Source organism: Pseudomonas sp. EA_65y_Pfl1_P113 (assembly GCF_963970525.1).
GTDB lineage: Bacteria > Pseudomonadota > Gammaproteobacteria > Pseudomonadales > Pseudomonadaceae > Aquipseudomonas > Aquipseudomonas tritici.
The window spans coordinates 114,368-136,645 of sequence record NZ_CAXAQM010000002.1 but is presented as its reverse complement, the minus strand read 5'-3'; the positions used below and the strand labels follow the sequence as shown (position 1 = coordinate 136,645).

Annotated in this window: 16 protein-coding genes; 14 read left to right on the top strand and 2 right to left on the bottom strand. The window is 61.5% G+C overall.

Translation table 11 applies throughout. The features are described from left to right. The first annotated feature begins 214 nt into the window (after positions 1-214). The 11 genes from glgA (at position 215) to AACY52_RS02590 (ending at position 14,889) form a co-directional block, all read left to right on the top strand. Positions 215-1,768, top strand: coding sequence for a glycogen synthase GlgA (gene glgA, locus AACY52_RS02640; RefSeq protein ID WP_339416060.1), 1,554 nt, complete (start codon positions 215-217; stop codon positions 1,766-1,768). A 20-nt stretch (positions 1,769-1,788) separates the two neighbouring features. Continuing rightward, positions 1,789-3,540 carry a malto-oligosyltrehalose trehalohydrolase gene (gene treZ / locus AACY52_RS02635; RefSeq protein ID WP_339560227.1) on the top strand — a complete coding sequence of 584 codons (1,752 nt, stop codon included), beginning with the start codon at positions 1,789-1,791 and terminating at the stop codon, positions 3,538-3,540. Further along, on the top strand, positions 3,537-5,621 hold the full coding sequence (gene malQ, locus AACY52_RS02630; RefSeq protein ID WP_339560226.1) for a 4-alpha-glucanotransferase: 2,085 nt from the start codon (positions 3,537-3,539) through the stop codon (positions 5,619-5,621). The genes treZ and malQ overlap by 4 nt, the downstream gene beginning before the upstream one ends. After that, a complete protein-coding gene (locus tag AACY52_RS02625) occupies positions 5,618-8,368 on the top strand; it encodes a malto-oligosyltrehalose synthase (protein WP_339560225.1) in 2,751 nt (916 codons plus the stop codon). The genes malQ and AACY52_RS02625 overlap by 4 nt, the downstream gene beginning before the upstream one ends. 24 nt (positions 8,369-8,392) lie before the next feature. Further along, on the top strand, positions 8,393-8,665 hold the full coding sequence (locus AACY52_RS02620) for a DUF2934 domain-containing protein (protein ID WP_339416055.1): 273 nt from the start codon (positions 8,393-8,395) through the stop codon (positions 8,663-8,665). 118 nt (positions 8,666-8,783) lie between these two features. Further along, positions 8,784-10,943 carry a glycogen debranching protein GlgX gene (glgX, locus tag AACY52_RS02615; RefSeq protein WP_339560224.1) on the top strand — a complete coding sequence of 720 codons (2,160 nt, stop codon included), beginning with the start codon at positions 8,784-8,786 and terminating at the stop codon, positions 10,941-10,943. 1 nt (position 10,944) lies between these two features. Continuing rightward, positions 10,945-11,943 (top strand): acyl-CoA dehydrogenase family protein, encoded by a 999-nt coding sequence (locus tag AACY52_RS02610; RefSeq protein WP_339416051.1) that lies wholly within the window; start codon positions 10,945-10,947, stop codon positions 11,941-11,943. Beyond that, positions 11,940-12,698, top strand: a complete 759-nt coding sequence (locus AACY52_RS02605; protein WP_339560223.1) for a PIG-L family deacetylase — start codon at positions 11,940-11,942, stop codon at positions 12,696-12,698. Before AACY52_RS02610 ends, AACY52_RS02605 begins: the two co-directional genes overlap by 4 nt. Further along, positions 12,695-13,294 carry an SAM-dependent methyltransferase gene (locus AACY52_RS02600; protein WP_339416049.1) on the top strand — a complete coding sequence of 200 codons (600 nt, stop codon included), beginning with the start codon at positions 12,695-12,697 and terminating at the stop codon, positions 13,292-13,294. The genes AACY52_RS02605 and AACY52_RS02600 overlap by 4 nt, the downstream gene beginning before the upstream one ends. Beyond that, the gene (locus AACY52_RS02595) at positions 13,291-13,950 is read left to right on the top strand and encodes a glycosyltransferase (protein ID WP_339416048.1); all 660 of its coding nucleotides are present in this window, start codon (positions 13,291-13,293) and stop codon (positions 13,948-13,950) included. Before AACY52_RS02600 ends, AACY52_RS02595 begins: the two co-directional genes overlap by 4 nt. A gap of 177 nt (positions 13,951-14,127) precedes the next feature. Further along, complete coding sequence (locus AACY52_RS02590; protein ID WP_339416047.1) at positions 14,128-14,889, top strand: PIG-L deacetylase family protein; 762 nt, start codon at positions 14,128-14,130, stop codon at positions 14,887-14,889. 201 nt (positions 14,890-15,090) lie between these two features. Here the strand turns inward: AACY52_RS02590 and AACY52_RS02585 are convergent, their stop codons facing one another. Then, positions 15,091-16,518 carry an amino acid permease gene (locus tag AACY52_RS02585; RefSeq protein WP_339416045.1) on the bottom strand — a complete coding sequence of 476 codons (1,428 nt, stop codon included), beginning with the start codon at positions 16,516-16,518 and terminating at the stop codon, positions 15,091-15,093. A gap of 56 nt (positions 16,519-16,574) precedes the next feature. After that, positions 16,575-17,609, bottom strand: a complete 1,035-nt coding sequence (locus AACY52_RS02580; RefSeq protein ID WP_339416042.1) for a histone deacetylase family protein — start codon at positions 17,607-17,609, stop codon at positions 16,575-16,577. A gap of 120 nt (positions 17,610-17,729) precedes the next feature. On the opposite strand from AACY52_RS02580, the gene AACY52_RS02575 reads away from it, so the two are divergent. From AACY52_RS02575 to AACY52_RS02565, 3 genes are all read left to right on the top strand, one after another. Continuing rightward, the gene (locus AACY52_RS02575) at positions 17,730-18,221 is read left to right on the top strand and encodes an Lrp/AsnC family transcriptional regulator (protein WP_049713114.1); all 492 of its coding nucleotides are present in this window, start codon (positions 17,730-17,732) and stop codon (positions 18,219-18,221) included. A 185-nt stretch (positions 18,222-18,406) separates the two neighbouring features. Continuing rightward, on the top strand, positions 18,407-20,569 hold the full coding sequence (locus AACY52_RS02570) for a TonB-dependent siderophore receptor (RefSeq protein WP_339530237.1): 2,163 nt from the start codon (positions 18,407-18,409) through the stop codon (positions 20,567-20,569). Positions 20,570-20,735: 166 nt separating this feature from the next. Beyond that, on the top strand, positions 20,736-22,232 hold the full coding sequence (locus AACY52_RS02565) for a methyl-accepting chemotaxis protein (RefSeq protein ID WP_339439124.1): 1,497 nt from the start codon (positions 20,736-20,738) through the stop codon (positions 22,230-22,232). Positions 22,233-22,278: the final 46 nt, after the last annotated feature.

The following is a 22,278-nucleotide window of genomic DNA, read 5'->3' as shown; positions in this document are numbered from 1 at the left end:
ATCGAAACTTTCCAACTCAGCCGTAGGTCAGGTTGAGGGTAAGGCGCGCAAAAGCGGTTCATACCAGATGCCGTCTATCCAATCTTTTTAAGCTAACCGTGCAACTGGCATACGCTTTGCCAGTTTTGTCATGCACTTATGCGCTTGGCCGCAGGATGCGGTCATCGAAGCTAGTGGCAGCGTGCCATTAGCCGACCAACACTTGGAGATAACTATGAACAGTGCCGCTGCAAGTATTCAGGGAGAGCGTGTTAGTCAGCCAGTTGGCGGGTCGACCTCTTTAGTCGACCTCAACACGGCGCGGCCCGTCCCAAGCCACAATCCAAATCGTAAAAAGGTGCTGTTCGTCACGTCCGAATTTGCCGACCTTGTCAAAACCGGCGGCCTGGGTGATGTGTCTGCGGCGCTGCCCCGCGCCATGGCCCATCTGCACGATGTCCGGGTGCTGATCCCCGGTTACCCGCAGGTGATGGAAAGCGATAACCCGATCCACATCATTGGTGAGCTGGGTGGGCACGCCGCGTTGCCGCCGTGCAAGATCGGGCGCATGGACCTCAAGGACGGTCTGGTCGTCTATGTATTGATCTGCCCCGAGCTTTACGAACGGGAAGGCACGCCCTACGGCGCCAACAACGGCCGTGACTGGCCGGACAACCATATTCGCTTCGCCCGCCTGGGCCTGGCCGCCGCTGACATGGCCGCCAACCTGGCGCAGATTCACTGGTGCCCGGACCTGGTGCACGCCCACGACTGGCCCGCTGGCCTGGCGCCGGCCTATATGCACTGGCGTGGGTCACGCACCCCGACGCTGTTCACCATCCACAACCTGGCCTACCAGGGCGTGATCAGCTTGGCCTCCACGCCAGAGTTGGGTATTCCCCCCCACGCCTTGCAACAGGAAGGCATGGAGTTCTACGGCAAGATGTCGTTCCTCAAGGCCGGCATGGCGTATTCCAGCCATATCACCACTGTGAGCGCGACCTACGCCCGGGAAATCACCACCCCGGAATTCGGCTGCGGCCTTGATGGCTTTTTGGCCAGCAAGACCCAGCAAGGTCTGCTCAGCGGCATTCCCAACGGGATCGAAGACAGTTGGGAAACCTCCACTGATCCGCACCTGACGCACAACTTCAATATCGGCGACTGGGAAGGCAAGGCAATCAACGCCGCTCAAGTGCGCAACCTGTTCGGTTTGAATGAATCGACCGGCCCGCTGTTCGCCGTCGTGTCGCGCCTGGTGTTCCAGAAAGGCCTCGACCTCACCGAGGCCGTTGCCAGCTTTATCGTCGAGCAAGGTGGGCAGATCGCGATCATCGGTCGCGGCGAGCCGGAAGAAGAGAATGCCATGCGTGAACTGGCGCTGCGCTTCCCTGGCCAAATCGGCGTGCGCATCGGTTTCAACGAGACGGATGCCCGACGCATGTTCGCCGGCAGCGATTTCCTGTTGATGCCGTCGCGCTACGAGCCCTGCGGTCTCAGCCAAATGTATGCCCAGCGCTTCGGTTCGCTGCCCGTCGCCCGTAACACCGGTGGCTTGGCCGACACCATCGAAAATGGCGTGACCGGGTTCCTGTTCAATGAATCCACCGTCGACAGCTACAAAGAAGCCTTGAACCGCGCGTTCAAGGTGTTTGCCTTCCCAGGCCTGCTCAACGCCATGCGCAGCCGGGCAATGACGCAGCCATTCAACTGGAGCCAGGCGGTGGAACCCTACGCCGAGCTCTACGAACAACTGGTGGCTAAGGCACTGGGGAAATCCGCTAAATAATCGAAGGAAGGTCTCTATAGATGCCGTTACGGACTCTGGAAACCTGGCCCCACGGCGCAATCATGCTGGACGCGCAACACACGCGTTTTGCCTTGTGGGCGCCAGACGCGTTTTATGTCAGCGTTGAATTGGAAGATGGCAAGTCCGTCGCCATGCTGCCTCAGGCAGATGGCTGGTTCGAAACAGAAATCAAGTGCCCTGCGGGCACGCGCTACCGCTACAACATCGATGGAGAAATGGATGTACCCGACCCGGCGTCCAGGGCTCAAGCCGAGGACGTACATGGTTGGAGCCTGGTAGTCGACCCGCTCGCCTATCAGTGGCGGCACAGCGATTGGCAAGGCCGCCCGTGGCACGAAGCAGTGATCTACGAACTGCATGTCGGTGCGCTGGGCGGTTACGCAGAAGTCGAGAAACACCTGCCACGCCTGGCTGAGCTGGGTGTCACGGCGATTGAATTGATGCCTTTGGCGCAATTTCCCGGCGAACGCAATTGGGGCTACGACGGGGTCCTGCCCTACGCGCCCCAATCTTCCTACGGCACCCCCGAACAGCTCAAGCACCTGATCGACAGCGCCCACGGGCATGGCCTGGCGGTAATCCTTGACGTGGTCTACAACCACTTCGGGCCAGACGGCAACTACCTGGGGCAGTACGCCAAGGGTTTCTTCCAGGAAGACGTGCACACCCCATGGGGCGCGGGTATCGACTTCGATCGACGTGAAGTGCGCGACTTCTTCCTGGATAACGCCTTGATGTGGCTGCTCGAATACCGCTTCGATGGGCTGCGCCTGGACGCGGTGCATGCCATCGACAATCCGGAGTTTCTCAAGGAGTTGGCGCACCGGGTTCGCGAGGAAGTGGACACGGGTCGGCACGTCTGGCTGACCCTGGAGAACGAGCTGAACCAGGCCGGCCTCCTGGAGTACGAGCACGATTTCGACGCGCAATGGAACGATGACTTCCACAACGTCATGCACGTCCTGCTGACGGGCGAGACGGACGCTTATTACAGCGACTTTGCCCACGAACCTACGGCCAAATTGGCCCGTTGCCTGAGCGAAGGTTTTATCTATCAGGGCCACACCACTCGGCATGGCCATGCGCGCGGTGAACCCAGCGGGCATCTGCCACCGAGCGCATTTGTGGCGTTCTTGCAGAACCACGACCAGATCGGCAACCGCGCTCTGGGCGAACGCCTGCACCAACTCTGCTCGCCCCAGGCGTTGGAGGCCGCGACCGCCCTGCTGTTGCTGTCGCCGATGATTCCGCTGATGTTCATGGGTGACGAGGTGAATGCCAGCGCGCCATTCCTGTTCTTCACCGACCACCACGGCGAGTTGGCCGAAGCGGTACGTGAAGGTCGGCGCAATGAGTTCGCTGACTTCGCGGCGTTCAAGGATCCGGAACGACGTGAACGCATTCCCGACCCCAACAACGCGTCCACCTTTCAACAATCGGCACCGTTGTTTACCGGCAACCCCCACGCCCAGCTCTACCGCCAACTGCTGGGCCTGCGCCACCGCCACATCGTGCCGCACTTGCCGGGCAGCGTGACACTGGGCGCCGAGGTGTTGGCCGAGGGCGCGGTCACTGCCCGTTGGCGCCTGGGTAACGGCAGCGTGCTGCAGATTGACCTCAACCTGAGCGCCACGGCCCTGGATCATCCGGCGACAGCCCCCGTCCTTTTTGAAACGCATGCCGAGGCGAGCGCTCACCTGCCGCCGTATAGCGCACGCGTCACCTTATCCCCTGCTGGAGAGCACCCTTGAGCGAAGCGAACCTGGAAATCCTCGCCAGCCGAGCGGGCCTGGCCGTCGATTGGATCGACGCAAACGGTCGCCCGCAACGTGTGAAAGCCGACGCCCTGCGCGCCGTTCTCAAAGGCCTGGGCCACCCGGCCGATAGCGATGCCGAGATCGACGCCAGCCTGTACGAACTGGAACAGGTGCAACAGAACAAACACCTGCCACCGTTGCTGACCATCGACAGCGGCGAAGGGCTGGACCTGGCGCGCTACTTTGAACCAGACACCCTGTGCCGGGTCAGCCTTGAAGACGGCGAAACCCTGGAACTGCGGCTTGATGCCGACGCAGTGCTGCCGGGCATCATTGCACTCGGCTACCACCACGTGCAGATCGCCGGCCAAACGTTCACCCTGGCCGTCGCACCCACCCATTGCTACAGCGTGGCCGAAGCCGTCGACACACAACCCGCCCGCGCCTGGGGCGTGAGCGCGCAATTGTATTCCTTGCGGCGCCTGGGTGATGGCGGCTTTGGCGACACCCTGGCGCTGGAGCAACTGGCCCGATCGGCCGCCGAACGCGGCGCCGACGCCCTGGCGATCAGCCCGATGCACGCGATGTTCAGCGCCGACACCGGGCGCTACAGCCCCTACTCGCCATCGAGTCGCTTGTTCCTCAACGGTTTGTACGCTTCGCCTGGCTGCATCCTGGGTGAACGCGAAGTGCGCAACGCCATCGAGGCCATCGGCCTGACGGATCAATTGCACGATCTGGAGCAGCACACCCTGATCGACTGGCCCTCGGCCGCCAAGACCAAGCAGCGACTATTGCGTGCGCTGTATGAAGACTTCCGCCACGGCCACCACCCACAACACGCCGATTTCCTGAGCTTCCGCCAGGCCGGTGGCGAGGCGCTGGAAAACCACTGCCGCTTCGAAGCCGTGCAAGCTGCTCGTGCCGCGAAGGGTGAAGAGCTCGACTGGCGCCACTGGCCGCAGGATTGGCGCACGCCCCAGAGCCCGGCTCTGGCGCAGTTCGCCGAAGAAAACCGCGATGAAATCGGCTACTTCGCTTTCAGCCAATGGCTGATCGCCCGTTGCCTTGAGCGCGCGCAGCAGGCCGCCCGAGGCAGCGGCATGGGCGTCGGTTTGATCGCCGACCTGGCCGTGGGCGCCGACGGCGGCGGCAGTCAGGCCTGGAGCCGCCAGGATGAGTTGCTCGCCAACCTGACCGTCGGCGCGCCGCCCGACATCCTCAACCGTGCCGGCCAGGGCTGGGGCATATCCGCGTTCTCGCCTGAAGGCCTCAAGCGCCATGGTTTTCGCGCCTTCATCGAAATGCTGCGTGCCAACTTCGCCCATGCTGGCGGCTTGCGTATTGACCATGTGATGGGCCTGCAACGCCTGTGGGTAATCCCCATGGACGCCTCGCCCACGGACGGCGCCTACCTGTATTACCCGGTGGACGACCTGCTGCGCTTGCTGGCGTTGGAATCCCAGCGCCACCAGGCGATTGTGCTCGGTGAAGACCTCGGCACGGTGCCGGATGGCCTGCGCGAAAAACTCATCGCCCGCTCGATCCTGGGCATGCGCGTGTTGCTGTTCGAGCAAAACCACGAAGGCCAGTTCAGGCCGATCCTCGACTGGCCCGACAACGCGCTGGCCACCACCAGCACCCACGATTTGCCTACGCTCAACGGCTGGTGGCACAGCCGTGATATCGACTGGAACATCCAACTCGGCCTGATCGATGCGCCGACTGTGGAGCAATGGAGCGAGCACCGCCTGCGCGAACGCCAGGCTCTGCGCCAGGCCTTGAGCCAGGACCCGCAGAATTTCGTCGACGAAATTCGCAATGAAACCGACCATATGATCGACGCCAGCGTGCGCTACCTCGGCCACACCCGCGCGCCGCTGGTCCTGCTGCCGTTGGAGGACGCCCTGGGCGTCGAAGAACAGCCCAACCTGCCCGGCACCACCGACACCCACCCCAACTGGCGCCGCCGCCTGCCGGGTGAAGCCTCCAGCCTGCTCGACAATGCCGGAGCCGCCCGCCGCCTCGAACTATTGGCCGTCGCGCGCAACCAAGCCTATGAGCGTGACCGATGAAAGCACTGCCCCTGCGCGCCACCCAGCGCCTGCAATTCCATAAAGGTTTTACCCTCGATGATGCGGTGCCCTTGGTGCCGTACTTCGCCCAATTGGGCATCAGTCATCTGTATGCCTCGCCACTGCTAAGCGCCCGCGCCGGGTCCATGCATGGCTACGACGTCGTCGACCCCACCAGCGTCAACCCGGAACTGGGCGGCGAAGCGGCCTTGCGCCGCCTGGTCGCGGCGCTGCGTGAGCACAATATGGGGCTTATCCTCGATATCGTCTCCAACCACATGGCGGTGGGCGGCGCGGATAACCCTTGGTGGTTGGACCTGCTGGAGTGGGGTCGCCTGAGCCCCTACAGCGAGTTCTTCGATATTCAGTGGCATTCGCCCGACCCGTTGCTCAAGGGCCAACTGCTGATGCCATTCCTAGGCAGCGATTATGGCGAAGCCCTGCAGACCGGCGCGCTGACCTTGCGGTTCGACGCCGCCCACGGCGCGTTCTACGTCGAGCATTACGAACACCGCTTCCCGATCTGCCCAAAGGAATACGCATCGATCCTGGGCACCGGTGAACTGCTCAAGCCCCTGGCGGAGCGCTTCACCGCCCTGGCCTATCAGGATGACGCCTACCATGAGGCTCAGTGGCTGAAGCAGGCCTTGGCCGAGCGTGCCACCGAGGTGTTGCCAGCCATTGAACAACGACTGGCCGAGTTCGACGGGCGCCAACCCGAGGGCTTCAACCGCCTGCATCAGTTGCTCGAACAACAGGGCTACCGCCTGGCCAGTTGGCGCACCGCAGCGGACGATATCAACTGGCGGCGCTTCTTCGATGTCAACGAACTCGGCGGCCTGCGCGTAGAACGCACGGCGGTGTTCGAAGCCACCCACGGTAAAATCTTTGACCTGATCAGCGAAGGCCTGGTAGATGGCCTGCGCATCGACCATATCGACGGCCTGGCCGACCCGCGTGGTTACTGCCGCAAGCTGCGCCGCCGCGTCGATTCGCTGTCGCCAGAGCGGCATCTGCCGATCTTTGTGGAAAAAATCCTCGGAGAAGGCGAAACCCTGCGCGAAGACTGGCAAGTGGACGGCACCACCGGCTACGAATTCATGAACCAGCTCTCTCTGCTGCAACATCACCCGGACGGCTTTGAGCCGCTGGCCGACTTGTGGACTCGCCACAGCGAACGGCCGTCGGCCTTCATCGAGGAAGCCCGACTGGCACGCCAGCAAATCCTCAATGGTTCACTCGGCGGCGACTTTGAAAGCGTGGCCCGCGCGCTGCTGCAAGTGGCGCGCGACGACGTGATGACCCGCGACCTGACCCTGGGCGCGATCCGCCGCGCCTTGCAGGAACTGATCGTGCACTTCCCGGTGTACCGCACCTACATCAGTGCCCGTGGGCGCAGCGCCGCCGACGACAAGGTGTTCCAGCAAGCCATGGAGGGCGCTCGCACGACCTTGGGCGAAGGCGACTGGCCGGTACTCGAGCACTTGGAGAAATGGCTGGGTGGCCAGCCGTGGCGCAATCGCCCGGTAGGCCGTGAACGCAAGATCCTCAAACATGCCTGCGTGCGCTTCCAGCAACTGACCTCGCCCGCGGCCGCCAAGGCGGTGGAAGACACTGCGTTCTATCGTTCGGCGGTATTGCTATCGCGCAATGACGTGGGCTTCAGCACCGAGCAGTTCAGCGCGCCGTTGGCCGACTTCCATGCGGTAAACGGGCAACGCTTGCAGCGCTTCCCCGACAACCTGCTGGCCACCGCCACCCACGACCACAAGCGCGGCGAAGACACGCGCGCGCGCCTGGCGGTGCTCAGCGAATGCGCGCCGTGGTACGTCGAGCAAGTTGAGCACTGGCGCAGCCTCGCCGCCCCGTTGCGTACCGATGCAAACACGCCGTCAGCCGGCGATGAATTGATCCTCTATCAGGCATTGCTGGGCAGTTGGCCGCTGGACCTTGCCCGCGACTTCGAGGGTTACCAGCAGCGCCTGTGGCAGTGGCAACAAAAAGCCCTGCGCGAAGCCAAGTTGCAGAGCAGTTGGAGCGCGCCCAACGAGGCCTATGAACAAGGCGTCGAGGCATTCCTGTCGCGGCTGTTGCTCAGCGATGAAGGCCACCCATTGCGCACCGCTATCGGTAACGCCGCCCAGGCGATTGCCCCGGCCGGCGCCTTGAATGCCCTGGCGCAATCCTTGCTTCGCATCACTGTGCCGGGTGTGCCGGACCTGTACCAGGGCGATGAGTTCTGGGACTTCAGCCTGGTAGACCCGGACAACCGCCGCCCAGTGGATTTCAATGCACGGCAACACGCGTTGGATACACCACCGGACATTGGCGAACTGCTGTTCAACTGGCGCGACGGGCGTATCAAACAGGCGCTGATTGCTCAGGTGCTGGCCGTGCGCAAGGCCCATCCCGAGCTGTTCAGCAGCGCCACCTACACACCGCTGGACGTGGTGGGCAAGCACGCTGAACGGGTGGTCGCGTTCTGTCGTGAACACCAGGGAAAACGCCTTCTGGTGGTGGTGCCACGCTGGCCGCATCGCTTGCTTGAAAACGGTGTGCATCCCCAGATCAATGCGCAGGTTTGGGGCGATACGCGGGTGAAATTACCGTTCGCCGCGACAACCCAAAACTGGAAGGGACTTTTTCAGACAGGCGCAGTCACACCAGACAAGGAGCTGTTGGTTAGCACTGCCCTGGGGGATTTCCCGGTCAATGTCTTTATCAATCCTGATGATCAAGAAAGCTGAAAATTTTCTGCGAGGAGCATTGTGATGAGTACTGAAGACAAACGCATACGCGAGCTGGCGCATCAGATCTGGGAGTCCGAAGGCAAACCCCACGGTGAAGATGCGCGGCACTGGGAAATGGCGCGCAAGCTGGCGGAAGCCGAGGCCTTGACGCCAAGCAAGCCAAAGGCGGCGGCTAAACCCAAGGCAAGCGCGCCTAAACCGTCGCCAAAGGCCAAGCCTTCGGCACCTGCGGCCAGCAAGCCAGCACCAGCGGCCGCTAAAAAGCCGCCGGCGCCGAAGAAGCCCAAGTCTTGACCTCACACCGCTTGCCGACGCCGTCGGCAAGCGGTGATTTCTTATTCCAAATTGTCAGCTGAAATCTCGTCAGCACGGCCGCGTTCGGCCTGAAAAAAGACCCTGCAGGAGCAACACAATGAGCAAACCCGATAAAACCTCACCGACGCCGGACAGCGAACCGTCGCGGATTCGTGAAGGTTTGCCCTTCCCGCTTGGCGCGACCTGGGATGGTCTGGGCGTCAACTTTGCACTGTTCTCAGCAAATGCCACCAAGGTTGAGCTGTGCCTGTTCGATGACACCGGTGAGGTTGAGCTGGAGCGTATTGAACTGCCGGAATACACCGACGAAATCTTCCACGGTTACCTGCCCGACGCCCACCCTGGGCTGATTTACGGCTACCGTGTCTACGGTGCATACGACCCGGCCAACGGCCACCGCTTCAACCACAACAAATTACTGATCGACCCCTATGCCAAACAGTTGGTGGGCGAACTCAAATGGTCGGAGGCGCTGTTCGGCTATACCATCGGCCACCCCGACGACGACCTTAGCTTCGACGAACGCGACAGCGCGCCCTTCGTGCCCAAATGCAAGGTCATCGACCCGGCGCACACCTGGGGCAACGACCAGCCGGTGCGTGTGCCGTGGGACCGTACGATCATTTATGAAACCCATTTGCGCGGCATCAGCATGCGCCACCCTTCCGTGGGCGAATCCGTGCGCGGCACCTGCGCCGGTCTCATGGAAGATGATGTACTCAAGCACATCCGCCAGCTGGGTATTTCCTCCGTCGAATTGCTGCCGGTACACGCATTCGTCAACGACCAGCATCTGCTGGAAAAAGGCATGACCAATTACTGGGGCTACAACAGCATCGCGTTTTTCGCCCCGGACCCGCGCTACCTGGCCAGCGGCAAGATCGCCGAGTTCAAGGAGATGGTCGCGCACCTGCATGAACAGAAGCTCGAGGTGATCCTCGATGTGGTCTACAACCACACCGCCGAAGGCAACGAACGCGGCCCGACCCTGTCCATGCGTGGTATCGACAACGCCTCTTACTACCGCCTGATGCCGGATGACAAACGTTTCTACATCAACGATTCCGGCACCGGTAACACCTTGGACCTGAGCCACCCTTGCGTGCTGCAGATGGTCACTGACTCGCTACGTTATTGGGCGACGGAAATGCACGTCGACGGTTTCCGCTTCGACCTGGCGACCATCCTCGGGCGCTATCGCGACGGTTTCGACGAGCGCCATAGCTTTCTCGTGGCCTGCCGCCAGGACCCGGTGCTGCGCCAGCTGAAAATGATCGCCGAGCCTTGGGACTGCGGCCCTGGTGGCTACCAAGTGGGCAATTTCCCGCCGGGCTGGGTGGAATGGAATGACCGCTTCCGCGACACCGTGCGCGCGTTCTGGAAAGGTGATGACGGCCAGTTGGCGGATTTCGCTGCGCGCATGACCGCCTCGGGTGAGATGTTCAATCATCGTGGCCGCCGCCCTTACAGCTCGGTGAACTTCATCACCGCGCACGATGGTTTCACCTTGCACGACCTGGTGTCCTACAACGACAAACACAACGAAGCCAACGACGAGAACAATCAGGACGGTAGCAACAATAACCTTTCGTGGAACCACGGCGTAGAAGGCCCGACCGAAGATCCGGAGATCAACGCACTGCGCCTGCGCCAGATGCGTAACTTCTTCGCAACGCTGCTGTTGTCCCAAGGCACGCCGATGCTCGTGGCCGGTGACGAATTTGCCCGCACCCAACACGGCAACAATAATGCCTACTGCCAAGACAGCGAGATCGGCTGGGTCAACTGGGATTTGGACGACGACGGCAAGGCGCTGCTCAAATTTGTGAAGCGCCTGATCAAGCTGCGCCTGACCTACCCGATCCTGCGTCGTGGACGCTTCCTGGTGGGCGATTACAACGAAGATATCGGCGTGAAGGACGTGACCTGGCTATCGCCAGATGGCACCGAGATGACCACCGAACAGTGGCAAGACAGCCACGGCCGTTGCCTGGGGATGTTGATGGATGGCCGCGCCCAGGAAACCGGGATTCGCCGTGCCGGCGCCGATGCGACCTTGCTGCTGGTGGTCAACGCCCACCACGACATGGTCAATTTCCGCCTGCCGCCTGTGCCAGAGGGTGAGTTCTGGTCCTGCATGCTCGACACCAACGAGCCCGCGGTGCGTGGTCAGGAACGTTTCGACTTTGAACATGAATACGCGGTGACCGGCCGCTCGTTGCTACTGTTTGAGCTGCAGCACGAAGACGAGGTGTGAGATGGCGTTGCATGGACTCCTTCAAGGCTACCGGGGCTATGCGGACACGCAAGCCCTGGGCGCGGCCCTGAAGGCGCTTCAGGAGGAAGGCCTGGACCAACTGCCGTTGCCGGGCAGCGGCCAGACGTTGGAACGGTTCAGCCGCTTGGCGCAGGTGGCAGGTCATGACCTGCGCCTGTGCAAGCTGTTTGAAGGCCATACCGATGCCCTGGCAATCATCGCCGAGCTCAACAGCCCCTTGCCGCCCTTGGGCAGTACGTGGGGTATGTGGGCAGCCGAACCCCCCACGGCCAAGCTGCATGTGCGCAAAGAGGGCCATCGCCTGCTGGTGCAAGGGCGTAAAGCCTGGTGCTCTGGCGCGGCGGTGGTCAGTCATGGGTTGTTGACGGCCTGGGACGAAGAAGATCGCCAGCAGTTGGTGGCGGTGGACATGGACCAACCCGGCATCACCGTGACTGACCAGGGCTGGAATGCCGTGGGCATGGCGGCCACCGGCAGTGTGGAAGTCGTGTTTGATGGGGCGTGGGGGCTTGCCGTGGGCAGCCCCGGTGATTACCTCACCCGCCCCGGTTTCTGGCAAGGCGGCATCGGCATCGCAGCCTGCTGGTACGGCGCGGCGCAACGCCTGGCGCAAGTCTTGCTCGAACACTGCAGCAAGCGACCCGAACCGCATGCCCTCGCCCATCTCGGCGCCGTCGACAGTGCATTGAACAGTGCCGCCTGCGTGCTGCGCGCCAGTGCCAAACACCTCGACCGAGAACCGCAGGCTGACGCCAGGGCGTTGGCCCAGCAGACGCGTGCCTGCATCGAAGACACCGTTGAGCAAGTGATTCGCCACGTTGGCCGCGCCGTCGGTGCGGGTCCGTATTGCAAGGACCCGCACTTCGCCCAGTTGATGGCGGACCTGCCGGTGTATGTGCGCCAAAGCCATGCCGAGCGCGACTTGGCCGGTCTTGGCGAACTGGCCGCGGGCGCCCCCACAGGAAGGTGGCAGCTATGAAAGCCAATCCGATTGTGGGCCAGGGTACGCCGCTGCATCACTGGCAGGCGTCGCCGAAAATGGCCAAGTTGCCACAGATCAGCGTCGAGCAGTTGGTGCCTGAAGGCCATCGTGCAGTGATCATTGCCCCGCATCCGGATGACGAAGTGCTGGGTTGCGGCGGGCTGATGCAGGGGTTGGCGGCGCTGGGCCTGCCAATACAGTTGATTTCAGTCACCGATGGCAGCGCCAGTCATCCCGGTTCGCAACGCTGGCCGGTCGAGCGCTTGAGCGTGGTGCGCCCCCAGGAGTCAGCACAGGCCCTGCATCGTCTCGGCCTGCCTGCCCACAGCTTGAAATGGCTGCGCGCGGGCTTTAGCGACAGCAAGGTCGCGGCGCGCGAGGATGAACTCGCTGCGTTTATCCAGCGTTATCTCAAACCCAACGATGTAGTGTTCACCACGTGGCGTGAAGACGGCCATTGCGACCATGAGGCCGTTGGCCGTGCCAGCGCCAAGGCATCCGAGGCCGTGGGCGCAACCCTGTATGAGGTACCGGTGTGGACCTGGCACTGGGCAACCCCCGAAAACAGCCTGGTGCCCTGGCACCGCGCGCGCAAGATTGCGCTGAGCTGCGAAGCCGTCGCCCGCAAGCGCCATGCCATCCATGCCTTCGCCAGCCAGCTGGAAGGTGACCCGCTGGTCGGCCTCGCGCCAGTGCTCGCGCCCTATGTGGTGGAGCGCTTGTTGCAGCCCTTTGAAGTGGTGTTCGTATGAGTGTGGCCACGCCTTACTTCGACCAATTGTTCGCCGAGAACGACGATCCCTGGGCCTTTCGCGAGCGCTGGTACGAGCGACGCAAACGCGCACTGACCCTGGCGATACTCACGCGGCCGCGCTATGCCTCGGTGTTCGAGCCCGGTTGCGCGAATGGCGAGCTGAGCTTCGAGCTGGCGCCACGTTGCGACCGCCTGCTGTGTTGCGACACCGCCGCCGCCGCCGTGGCGTTGGCGAGTAGCCGGCTGTTGGGTTTCCCGCATGCGCAGGTGCAGCAAAGCCGTTTGCCGGGCCATTGGCCCACCGGTCATTTCGATCTGATCGTATTGAGCGAGCTGTGCTACTACCTCGACGCAAACGACCTGAGCGAGTTGATTGATCGCGCCCGCGCTTCGCTTACCGATGACGGCCAAGTGCTGGCTTGCCATTGGCGCCCGCCTATCGAAGGTAGCCCGCAGACTGCCGAGCAGGTGCACGCGCTGCTCCAGCAGCGCCTGGATATGCCGCGGATCGCAAGCCATCACGAACACGACTTTCTTCTTGATCTATGGAGCCGCGATGGCACCTCGGTCGCCACCCTTGAGGGCTTGCGATGATCGGTATTCTGATCCCGGTACACAACGAAGAGGCGTTGCTGGGCGACTGCCTTGAAGCGGCGCTGATCGCGGCTGGCCACCCCGGATTGATGGGCGAAACAGTCACTATCCTGGTCGTGCTCGACAGTTGCAGCGATGGCAGTGCCGCCATTGCCCAGGCCTACCCGGTGCATTACCTCGAAGCCCAGGCGCGCAATGTGGGGCATGTGCGCGGGATTGGCGCGCGCCACCTGCTCAATCAGGGCGCGCGCTGGATCTCCTGCACGGACGCCGACAGCCGGGTTGCCCCGGACTGGCTGGTGGCGCAGCTGGCACTGGGGGTGGATGCGGTGTGCGGCACTGTCACGGTGGACGCCTGGAGCGAAGATTACGATCCCGCTGCACACATTCGTTATCTGCAAGGTTATGAGGCCCGTGACGGTCATCGGCACATCCACGGTGCCAACCTGGGCGTAAGCGCTGGCGCTTATGTGCGCGCCGGCGGTTTCGAACCGCTGGCGTGCCATGAAGATGTCCAATTGGTGCGCAACCTTGAGCGGTGCGGCGCCTCCATCGCCTGGAGCCATACGCCGCAAGTGATCACCAGTGCGCGCCTGGACGCCCGCGCACAAGGCGGGTTTGGCGATTATTTGAAGAGTTTGATGCACGCCACTTAAAAAACGGCGTTACTGAATGTAAAAGCGACCAATCCTTGTCTATGCTGAGGACGCCTTGCTGGTATTCCACGGTTGGAGTGCCATGCAGCCACTGCGGCGGAGCCTGTGGTGGATAGAAGAGAGTCGTCCCGTCAACGGGCACGACCCACAGCATCAATCGACAAGGATGTACCCCCCATGAAGCTTGCCTCTTTAAGCGACGGCCGTCGCGGCACGGCGCAAATCTGGAACAGTGCCCCGCAGCTGGCGCAAATCCTCCCGATCACCGCGTCCTCACTGGTACCCGCTGGCGCGCGCGTGGTCATCATCGCCCCGCATCCCGGCGACGAAGTGCTGGCCTGTGGCGGCTTGCTGCAGTTGCTCAGCACCCTGGAACACCCGCTGCAACTGATCTCCCTCACCGACGGCAGTGCCAGCCACCCGGGGTCCAACATATGGCCGGCGAGCCGCTTGAGCGTGGTGCGCCCGCAGGAAAGTGTCGAAGCCCTACGCCGCCTGGGTATGCCGTTGCACAGCCTGAAGTGGATACGTGGCGGGTTCTGCGATACCGCCCTCGCCGCCCGGGAAGCACAGCTGAGCCAGTTCATCGCGCGTTACCTGCAACCGGGCGACGTGGTGTTCAGCACCTGGCGCAATGACGGCAATGCCGACCATGACGCAGTCGGCCGTGCCAGCGCCAAGGCGTGCAGCCTGGTAGGCGCGCAGTTGCATGAATTGCCGATCTGGGCCTGGCACTGGCCCGCCCGAGAAGGGGCGATCATCCCCTGGCAACGGGCGCGCAAAGTGCGTCTGGACAGCTGGAGCGTGGCGCGCAAACTCCATGCCGCCCACGCCTACGCCAGCCAACTGGCCGGCGATCCGGAAATCGGCCTGGCCCCCATGATGGCCCAGGTGCTGCTGGAGCGTATGCGCGAGCCTTACGAGATCGTGCTGTCGTAAAACCTCACCTGTCCTAGTGTGCTTGATGGGTGTGAGGGTGGGATTGCAGGCTGCTACGCCATGTTCGACCGTGACGCCAACGGCGCTCCGCGCCCGGCGACTGCGCCAAGCGCTGTACCGGCAAGTATGCGTTCCGCCTGATCAATGACGGCGTGGGTCACAACCTGCCGCAGGAGGCGCCCGAGGCGTTTGCCAAGGCCATCATTGATGCGGATCACCTGCGACCGAGTGTGTCCCCTTCATCCAACTAGCACCCTTGAATCGCGAAAACTGGTAAGCGATCCCCAGCCAGATAAACCAGGCTGGCATCACGTACAGCGCCAGGCGTGTATCCGGCCGCAACGCCAACAGGCCCAGTACAAACGCGAGAAACGCCAAGGAAAACCAGGCCATCGGCACACCACCAGGCATCTTGTAGATGGATTTCGCGTGCAGGTCCGGGCGTTTTTTACGGTAGGCGATGTAGGACGCGAGGATGGTCGACCAGGTGAAAATCACCAGGATCGCTGACACCGTCGACACGATGGTGAAAGCGGTCATCACCTCCGGCACCACAAACAGCAATACCAGCCCTAATAGCATCAGCACGGTGGTAAACGCCAGGCTGATAAACGGCACGCTGCTGTTCGACAACCGCCCAAAAATGCCCGGTGCATCACCCAGGTCGGCCAACCCGAACAACATACGGCTGGCGGAAAAAACGCCACTGTTGGCAGATGAAGCTGCCGAAGTGAGTACCACGAAATTCACAATGCCCGCAGCGGCCGGAAAGCCTGCGACCAGGAACAACTCAACAAACGGGCTTTTGCTCGGCGAGACTTGCTGCCACGAAGTCACGGCGATGATGCATGCCAGGGCCAGCACGTAGAACAGGATGATGCGCAGCGGGATCGAGTTGATTGCCTTGGGCAACGTGCGCTCTGGCGAGCGGGTTTCGGCGGCGGCCGTGCCGATCAGTTCGGTGCCGGCGAAAGAAAAAATCGCCATCTGGAAGCCGGCAAAAAAGCCAAACAGGCCATTGGGAAACGCTGCCTGTTTGTCCAGCAAATGGGTCAGCGAAGCTGTGACGCCGGTCGGCGAGACAAACGAGCTGGCGATCAGTACCACACTCACGCCAATCAAGGTCACCACGGCGATGATTTTGATGATCGCGAACCAGAACTCCACTTCGCCAAACAGCTTGACCGTCAGCACGTTGAGCGCGAACAGCGTGAGCAACATGCCCACCGCTGGGATCCACGCCGGCACATCCGGAAACCAGTACTGAAAAAAGCCGCCGACCACGACCGCATCCCCCACCACCGCTACGCTCCAGCTCAACCAGTACGACCAGCCGAGAAAGAACGCCGCGCGCGGCCCCAAGTACGCCCCGGCAAAGTCGGCGAAGCTCTTGAAGTTGAGGTTGGACAGCAGCAGCTCGCCCATGGCGCGCATCACGAAATACACGAACAGCCCAATGATCATATAGATCAGGATGATCGAGGTGCCGGACAGCGCAATGATTTTGCCGGAGCCCATGAACAGGCCGGTGCCGATCGCACCGCCCATGGCCATCAACTGGATATGGCGGTTGCTCAGGGTACGTTGCAACGCAGGCTTTTCACAAAGCCCAGGCGTGGTTGTTTTCATCACAAAACCTCTTTTTATGTTTTTGAGTTTTGGCAGAAAAAAGTCGACGGTTGTTGTTATTGGGTTTTGCTTTCGAAACCGTGCAGCACGTTGACGGCATTGATGCCGATTTCATCGACCATGTAGCCGCCTTCCATCACGAACAGCGTGGGCACGCCAACGCTGGCGATGATTTCGCCCATGCCGAGGAAGTCCTGGCTGTCGAGGAGGAAGTGGCTGATGGGGTCATCCTTGAAGGTGTCGACACCGAGGGAGATCACTAGCACGTCGGGTGCAAAACGGCGCAGTTGTTGGCAGGCGTCGACAAGGGCGGTTTGGTAGTGGTCCCAGGTGGTGTTTTTGGGCAACGGATAATTGAGGTTGAAGCCCTCCCCCGCACCTGCGCCGCGCTCACTGCCGGCACCGGAGAAATACGGATAGGACACCGCCGGGTCGCCATGCAGGGAAATGAACATCACGTCCGGACGGTCGTAGAAAATATTCTGCGTGCCGTTGCCGTGGTGAAAATCCACATCCAGCACCGCCACGCGCTTGGCGCCTTTCGTGATGGCTTGCTGCGCGGCAATCGCGGCGTTGTTGAGGTAGCAATAGCCGCCCATGTATTCACGCGCCGCGTGATGGCCCGGAGGGCGGCACAGGGCGAAGGCGCTGTAATGGCCTTCATCCAACAGTGCCAGGCCGGTCAAGGCGATATCGGCGCTGGTTTTTACCGCATCCCACGTGGTGCGCGTAATAGGCGAGCCGGCGTCCATAGCGAAGAAACCCAACTTGCCGTCGATGAAATCCGGCACCTGTTGGTTGGCCAAATCCCGGACCGGCCACACCAGGGGCAGCGCGTCATGGCTGCGGCCGATGGCGGTCCATTCGGCCCAGGCAGTTTCGAGGAAGGTCACGTAGCGTTCGCTGTGGGCGTTGACATAACAGGCCCGGTCAAAGCGCCGCGGTACGATGATATCGCCCAGCCCAACCTGCCTGACGCGGTCACGCACGGTGTCGGCGCGGCTCGGTTGTTCGAACGAGGGTTTGAGCACGCCGTCCTTCAGTTCGGTGCCATGGTGCAAACGGTGGGCTTCGCTAAAAACAGTCAGCATGAGGGTCATCCGCCAGTAAAAGACAGGGTCTATTTTGTTCTGGCTACGCCGGGCTTTCTTTGCTTTTACTTACGGCACTGTTAGCTTTATCGGGAATATTTACCTCACGGGCTCACACTTATGAAAAATAAAACCAAACAGGTCGCTCTTGATGACACTGATCTCGCCATCCTCGCCCTGCTGCAGGAAGACGCCAGTATTTCCAACGCTCAACTCAGCGAGCGTTTATCCCTGAGCCTCACGCCCTGCTGGCGGCGACGCAAACGCCTGGAAGAAGAAGGCGTGATCAAGGACTACCAGGCCAACCTCGATCGCAAGATGCTCGGGCTGGACATCATGGCCTTTGTGCATGTGCGTTTTGCCATCCACACCGACCATGCGCCTGACGCCTTCGAGGCCGTGGTGAAAGAGCTGCCGCAGGTGTTGTCGTGCCACAAGATCACAGGTGATGCGGATTACCTGTTGCAAGTGCTGGCGGAAGATCTGGACAGCTACAGCGAGTTTGTCGAGAGCGTGCTGAGGCGCCAGTTGGGGATTGCGTCGATCCAGTCGAGCCTGGCGTTGCGAGAGGTGAAAGCGACAAGCCGGGTGGCCATTCCCAAGCGCGACTGAGCGGCCCCTACCTGCCGTGCGTTTGGAGATTGACGGCTAAACGCCCCACACACTACATGTGAAAAATTCGTTAACTAATTCTCTGTGAAGGCTTTTTCCCCCAGACTCAATCTGCCAAACTTATGCGAATAATTATCAACATCTTTATTATTCGCCAGGGACGGCGTTCGGGGAGAGTCAGTTCCATGTCTGTGCAACAACACGGCGGCAAAGGTTTTTCACCCAGTTTGATGGCGTTGGCTGTCTGTCTTGCGAGCACCCAAGCGGCCTTTGCCGCAGACGCCGAAGCGCCGGCAGCCACGCTTGAGCTGGGCGCCACGCAAATCTCCGGGGAGCAGCAGCTTGGCGAAACCACCGAAGGCACGCAGTCCTACACCACCGGCGCGATGAAAACGGCGACCAAGCTGCCATTGACCATGCGTGAGACCCCGCAGGCTGTCACCGTTATCACGCGTCAACGTATGGACGACCAGGCGATGACCAGCATCAACGACGTGGTCAATGCCACTCCCGGGTTGTTCCTGAACTACTCCAGCGGGCCTGGGCGGCAGTCCTACACCTCGCGCGGGTTTGACATCGACAACCTCATGTATGACGGCATCCCCAGCGGCTATAACGGCTCAACGGTGGGCGCTCAGCCGAACCTGGCGATGTTTGATCGTGTCGAGGTTGTGCGCGGTGCCACCGGCTTGGTAACTGGCGCGGGCAACCCTTCGGCCGCGATCAACCTGGTCCGCAAGCGCCCACTGGACGAGCAGAAAGTCACCCTGACCGGCGCCGCCGGCAGTTGGGATGACTACCGCGGCGAGCTCGACGCTTCCAGCCCGCTCAATGACAGTGGCACTTGGCGCGGGCGGGTGGTGACCTCATACCGCGACGCCAACAGTTTCATCGATAAAGCCGAGGACACTCACGGCCTGTTCTATGCCGTCACCGAAGCCGACTTGAGCGAAGACACCACCCTTACCCTCGGTTTCTCAAACCAGAAGGACAAGACCAATTACTTCTGGGGCTCTTCGATGGTCAGCCAGGATGGCCATCACCTGGACCTGCCGCGCTCGTACAACCCCGGCACCGACTGGGAGAACAAGGACCAGGAGATCAACACAGTGTTCGCCGAGCTGCGTCAGCGCCTGGCCAACGACTGGAAGCTTCAGGTCAACGCCAACTACGCCGAGCAGAACGCGTTGTTTTCTGGCTCCTACCAGTCACGCTGGGTCAACAACACGCTGGCCCGCACGGTCTACCAGGCCGCCTACGACGAAAACCAGGCCGGCGTTGACGCCTTTGCCAGCGGCCCGTTTCAGGCATTTGGGCGCACCCATGAACTGGTGGTAGGCGCCAGCCGCCGCATCTACGACATGACCACCCACAATTACAGTCCGTACAACACCAACTGGCCACTCACGGCTGGCAAGCCGGACTTTGTGCACACGACCAATGACCGCACCGTCACCACCCAGGACGGTCTCTACGTCACCACACGCCTGAGCCTGGCCGACCCATTGAAGCTGATCCTCGGCGGACGTTTGGATTGGTATGACTACGATGCCCATGGCAGCGACACCGGCGACTACAAGGTGACCCGCAACCTCACCCGTTATGCAGGCCTGATCTACGACCTGGACGATCACCACTCGGTCTACGTCAGCTACAGCGACATCTTCACGCCACAGAGCGACAAAGATACTTCAGGCAACCCACTCAAGCCGATCGTCGGCAAGAACTATGAGGTGGGGATCAAGGGCGAATACCTGGGTGGCGCGCTGAATGCGAGCCTGGCGCTGTTTCGCGTCGACCAGGAAAACCGTGCAGTGGGCGTGACCGTGGCAAACTGCCCACAAGCCTCCTGCTCTGAAGCCTCCGGCGAGATTCGCAGCCAGGGTATCGACGTCGAACTGCAGGGCGCGTTGACCGAGAATTGGCAGGTCGGCGGTGGCTACACCTACGCGCGTACACACACCATCAAGGACGAAGCGAACCCGCAGAAGGTCAACAAGCAGTTCGACACTGATACGCCGGAGCATCTGTTCAAGCTGACCACCCGCTACAACTTCCAGGGCCCACTGGAAAAACTCCGCGTGGGTGGCAACATCTCTTGGCAGAGCCGCATGTACAACGACCTTAAGCTGGCTGATGGCAGCTACTACCGCCTCGAACAAGGCGCTTACGCCGTCACCGACCTGATGGCCGGCTACAAGGTCAACGATCACCTTGACCTGCAACTCAACGCCAACAACATCTTCGACCGACGCTACTACACAACCATTGCCAACTCGGTGAGCTACGGCGGTGACGCCTACGGCAACCCGCGTAACATGACGCTGACGGCCAAGTACAGCTTCTAATCATCGACGCATCTTCGGCTACCCGACTGGGTAGCCGTCTCTAAAGTTCCTCTCGATGATGCCGAGATGCGTTTGGCAAAACTCAATCCAATAAAAAACAAAAACACCCCACTTGCTCCACCCTGCCCCCGTTTTGTTCCAACCAACCCATATGGAGTCAGTGTGAATGCACACCCGCGCGCGTTTTTTCGAGCACTACCGTAAAGCCGACCGCATCATGCTGGCGTTGATCTGGCTGATGTTTTTGTTCTCCCTGGGCCTGGCGTTCTGGCACGACACATTGATGCAGGCCGTGATCGTGGGCGGCGGCACCGGCGTGGTGCTCACTGCGCTTTATCGAGCCCTTGGCGGAACCCGCGTGATGCGCTGCGCATTAGGCGCGGGCCTGATGGTGATGGCTGCACTGCACATCAACCAGGCGCAGGGGATGATCGAAGCGCACTTCGGGATCTTCGCGCTGCTGGCCGTGCTGACGTTTTATCGCGACTGGCTGCCGATCCTGATCGCAGCAGCAACAATTGCCGTGCACCACGTGGTGTTCCATGCGCTGCACCATCAAGGTTTCCCGGTGTTCGTGATGGAACACCACGGTAGCTGGACCATGGTGTTCGTTCACGCCTTCTACGTGGTGATGGAAACCGTTGCCCTGCTCTACCTGGCCGTGCACAGCCAGGCCGAAGCAGTCGAGAGCCAGGAAATGCTTGAGAAAATGCTCGCGGTCACCTCCCAGCTCACCGTTGAAGCCGACAATGCTGACAAAGGCACAGTGCACGTCTCCCTGGCCAAGCGTTTCGACCACTTCCTGCAACAGATCACCCACCTGATCGACGGCGTCGCCCGCGACTCCCACGGCCTCGGCCAACTCGGCCAGGAACTGGCAGACGCCAGCGGCACTCTGGAAAAAGGCGCGCGGCATCAGTTGGCAGAAATCATCCAGATGACCGGCTCGATGCAGCGCATGGAAGTCGCCATGGGCCACATCGCCGTACACGTCGAACACGCCGTGGATCACGCGGGCAAGGCCAGCCAACAAGTCCTGCGCGGCCAGGAAAGCGTGAGTCGCGCCCAGCAGGAAATCACCCAATTGGCCTCACGCATCAACGGCACGCACGAGACCGTGCAAGGCCTGGCCACACAAGCCGAACACATCGGCACCGTACTGGAAGTCATCAGTAGCATCGCCAACCAAACCAACCTCCTCGCCCTCAACGCCGCCATCGAAGCCGCCCGCGCCGGCGAGCAAGGTCGTGGCTTCGCCGTGGTCGCCGACGAAGTCCGCAGCCTGGCGCAGCGCACGGCGGTGTCCACCCAGGAAATCAAAACCATCATCGAAGGCCTTCAACACGGCAGTCGCCAAGCCGTAGAAGCCATGCACGACAGCCGCCAAGGCGTCGAACGTTGCGTGGAAGACAGCCAGGTGGCGGTCGATATGCTGCGCGCGGTAGGCAATGACATCGCACACATCGACGACCTGAATGGGCAGATCGTGACCACCACCCGCGAACAAACCTCGGCGAACCTGGAGATCGTCGGGCGGTTGCAGTCGGTGCAAACCATTGCGCAGAGCACAGCGGATGATGTGGAGATGTTGGCGAGGAGCAGTGAACGGTTACCGCCGATTGCGGTGAGGTTGGATGCGTTGGGGAGGCGGTTTCATCAATGAGCCGTGCGAGCGCAGATGTGCGCCCACTTGGTGACAGCGATTCGAC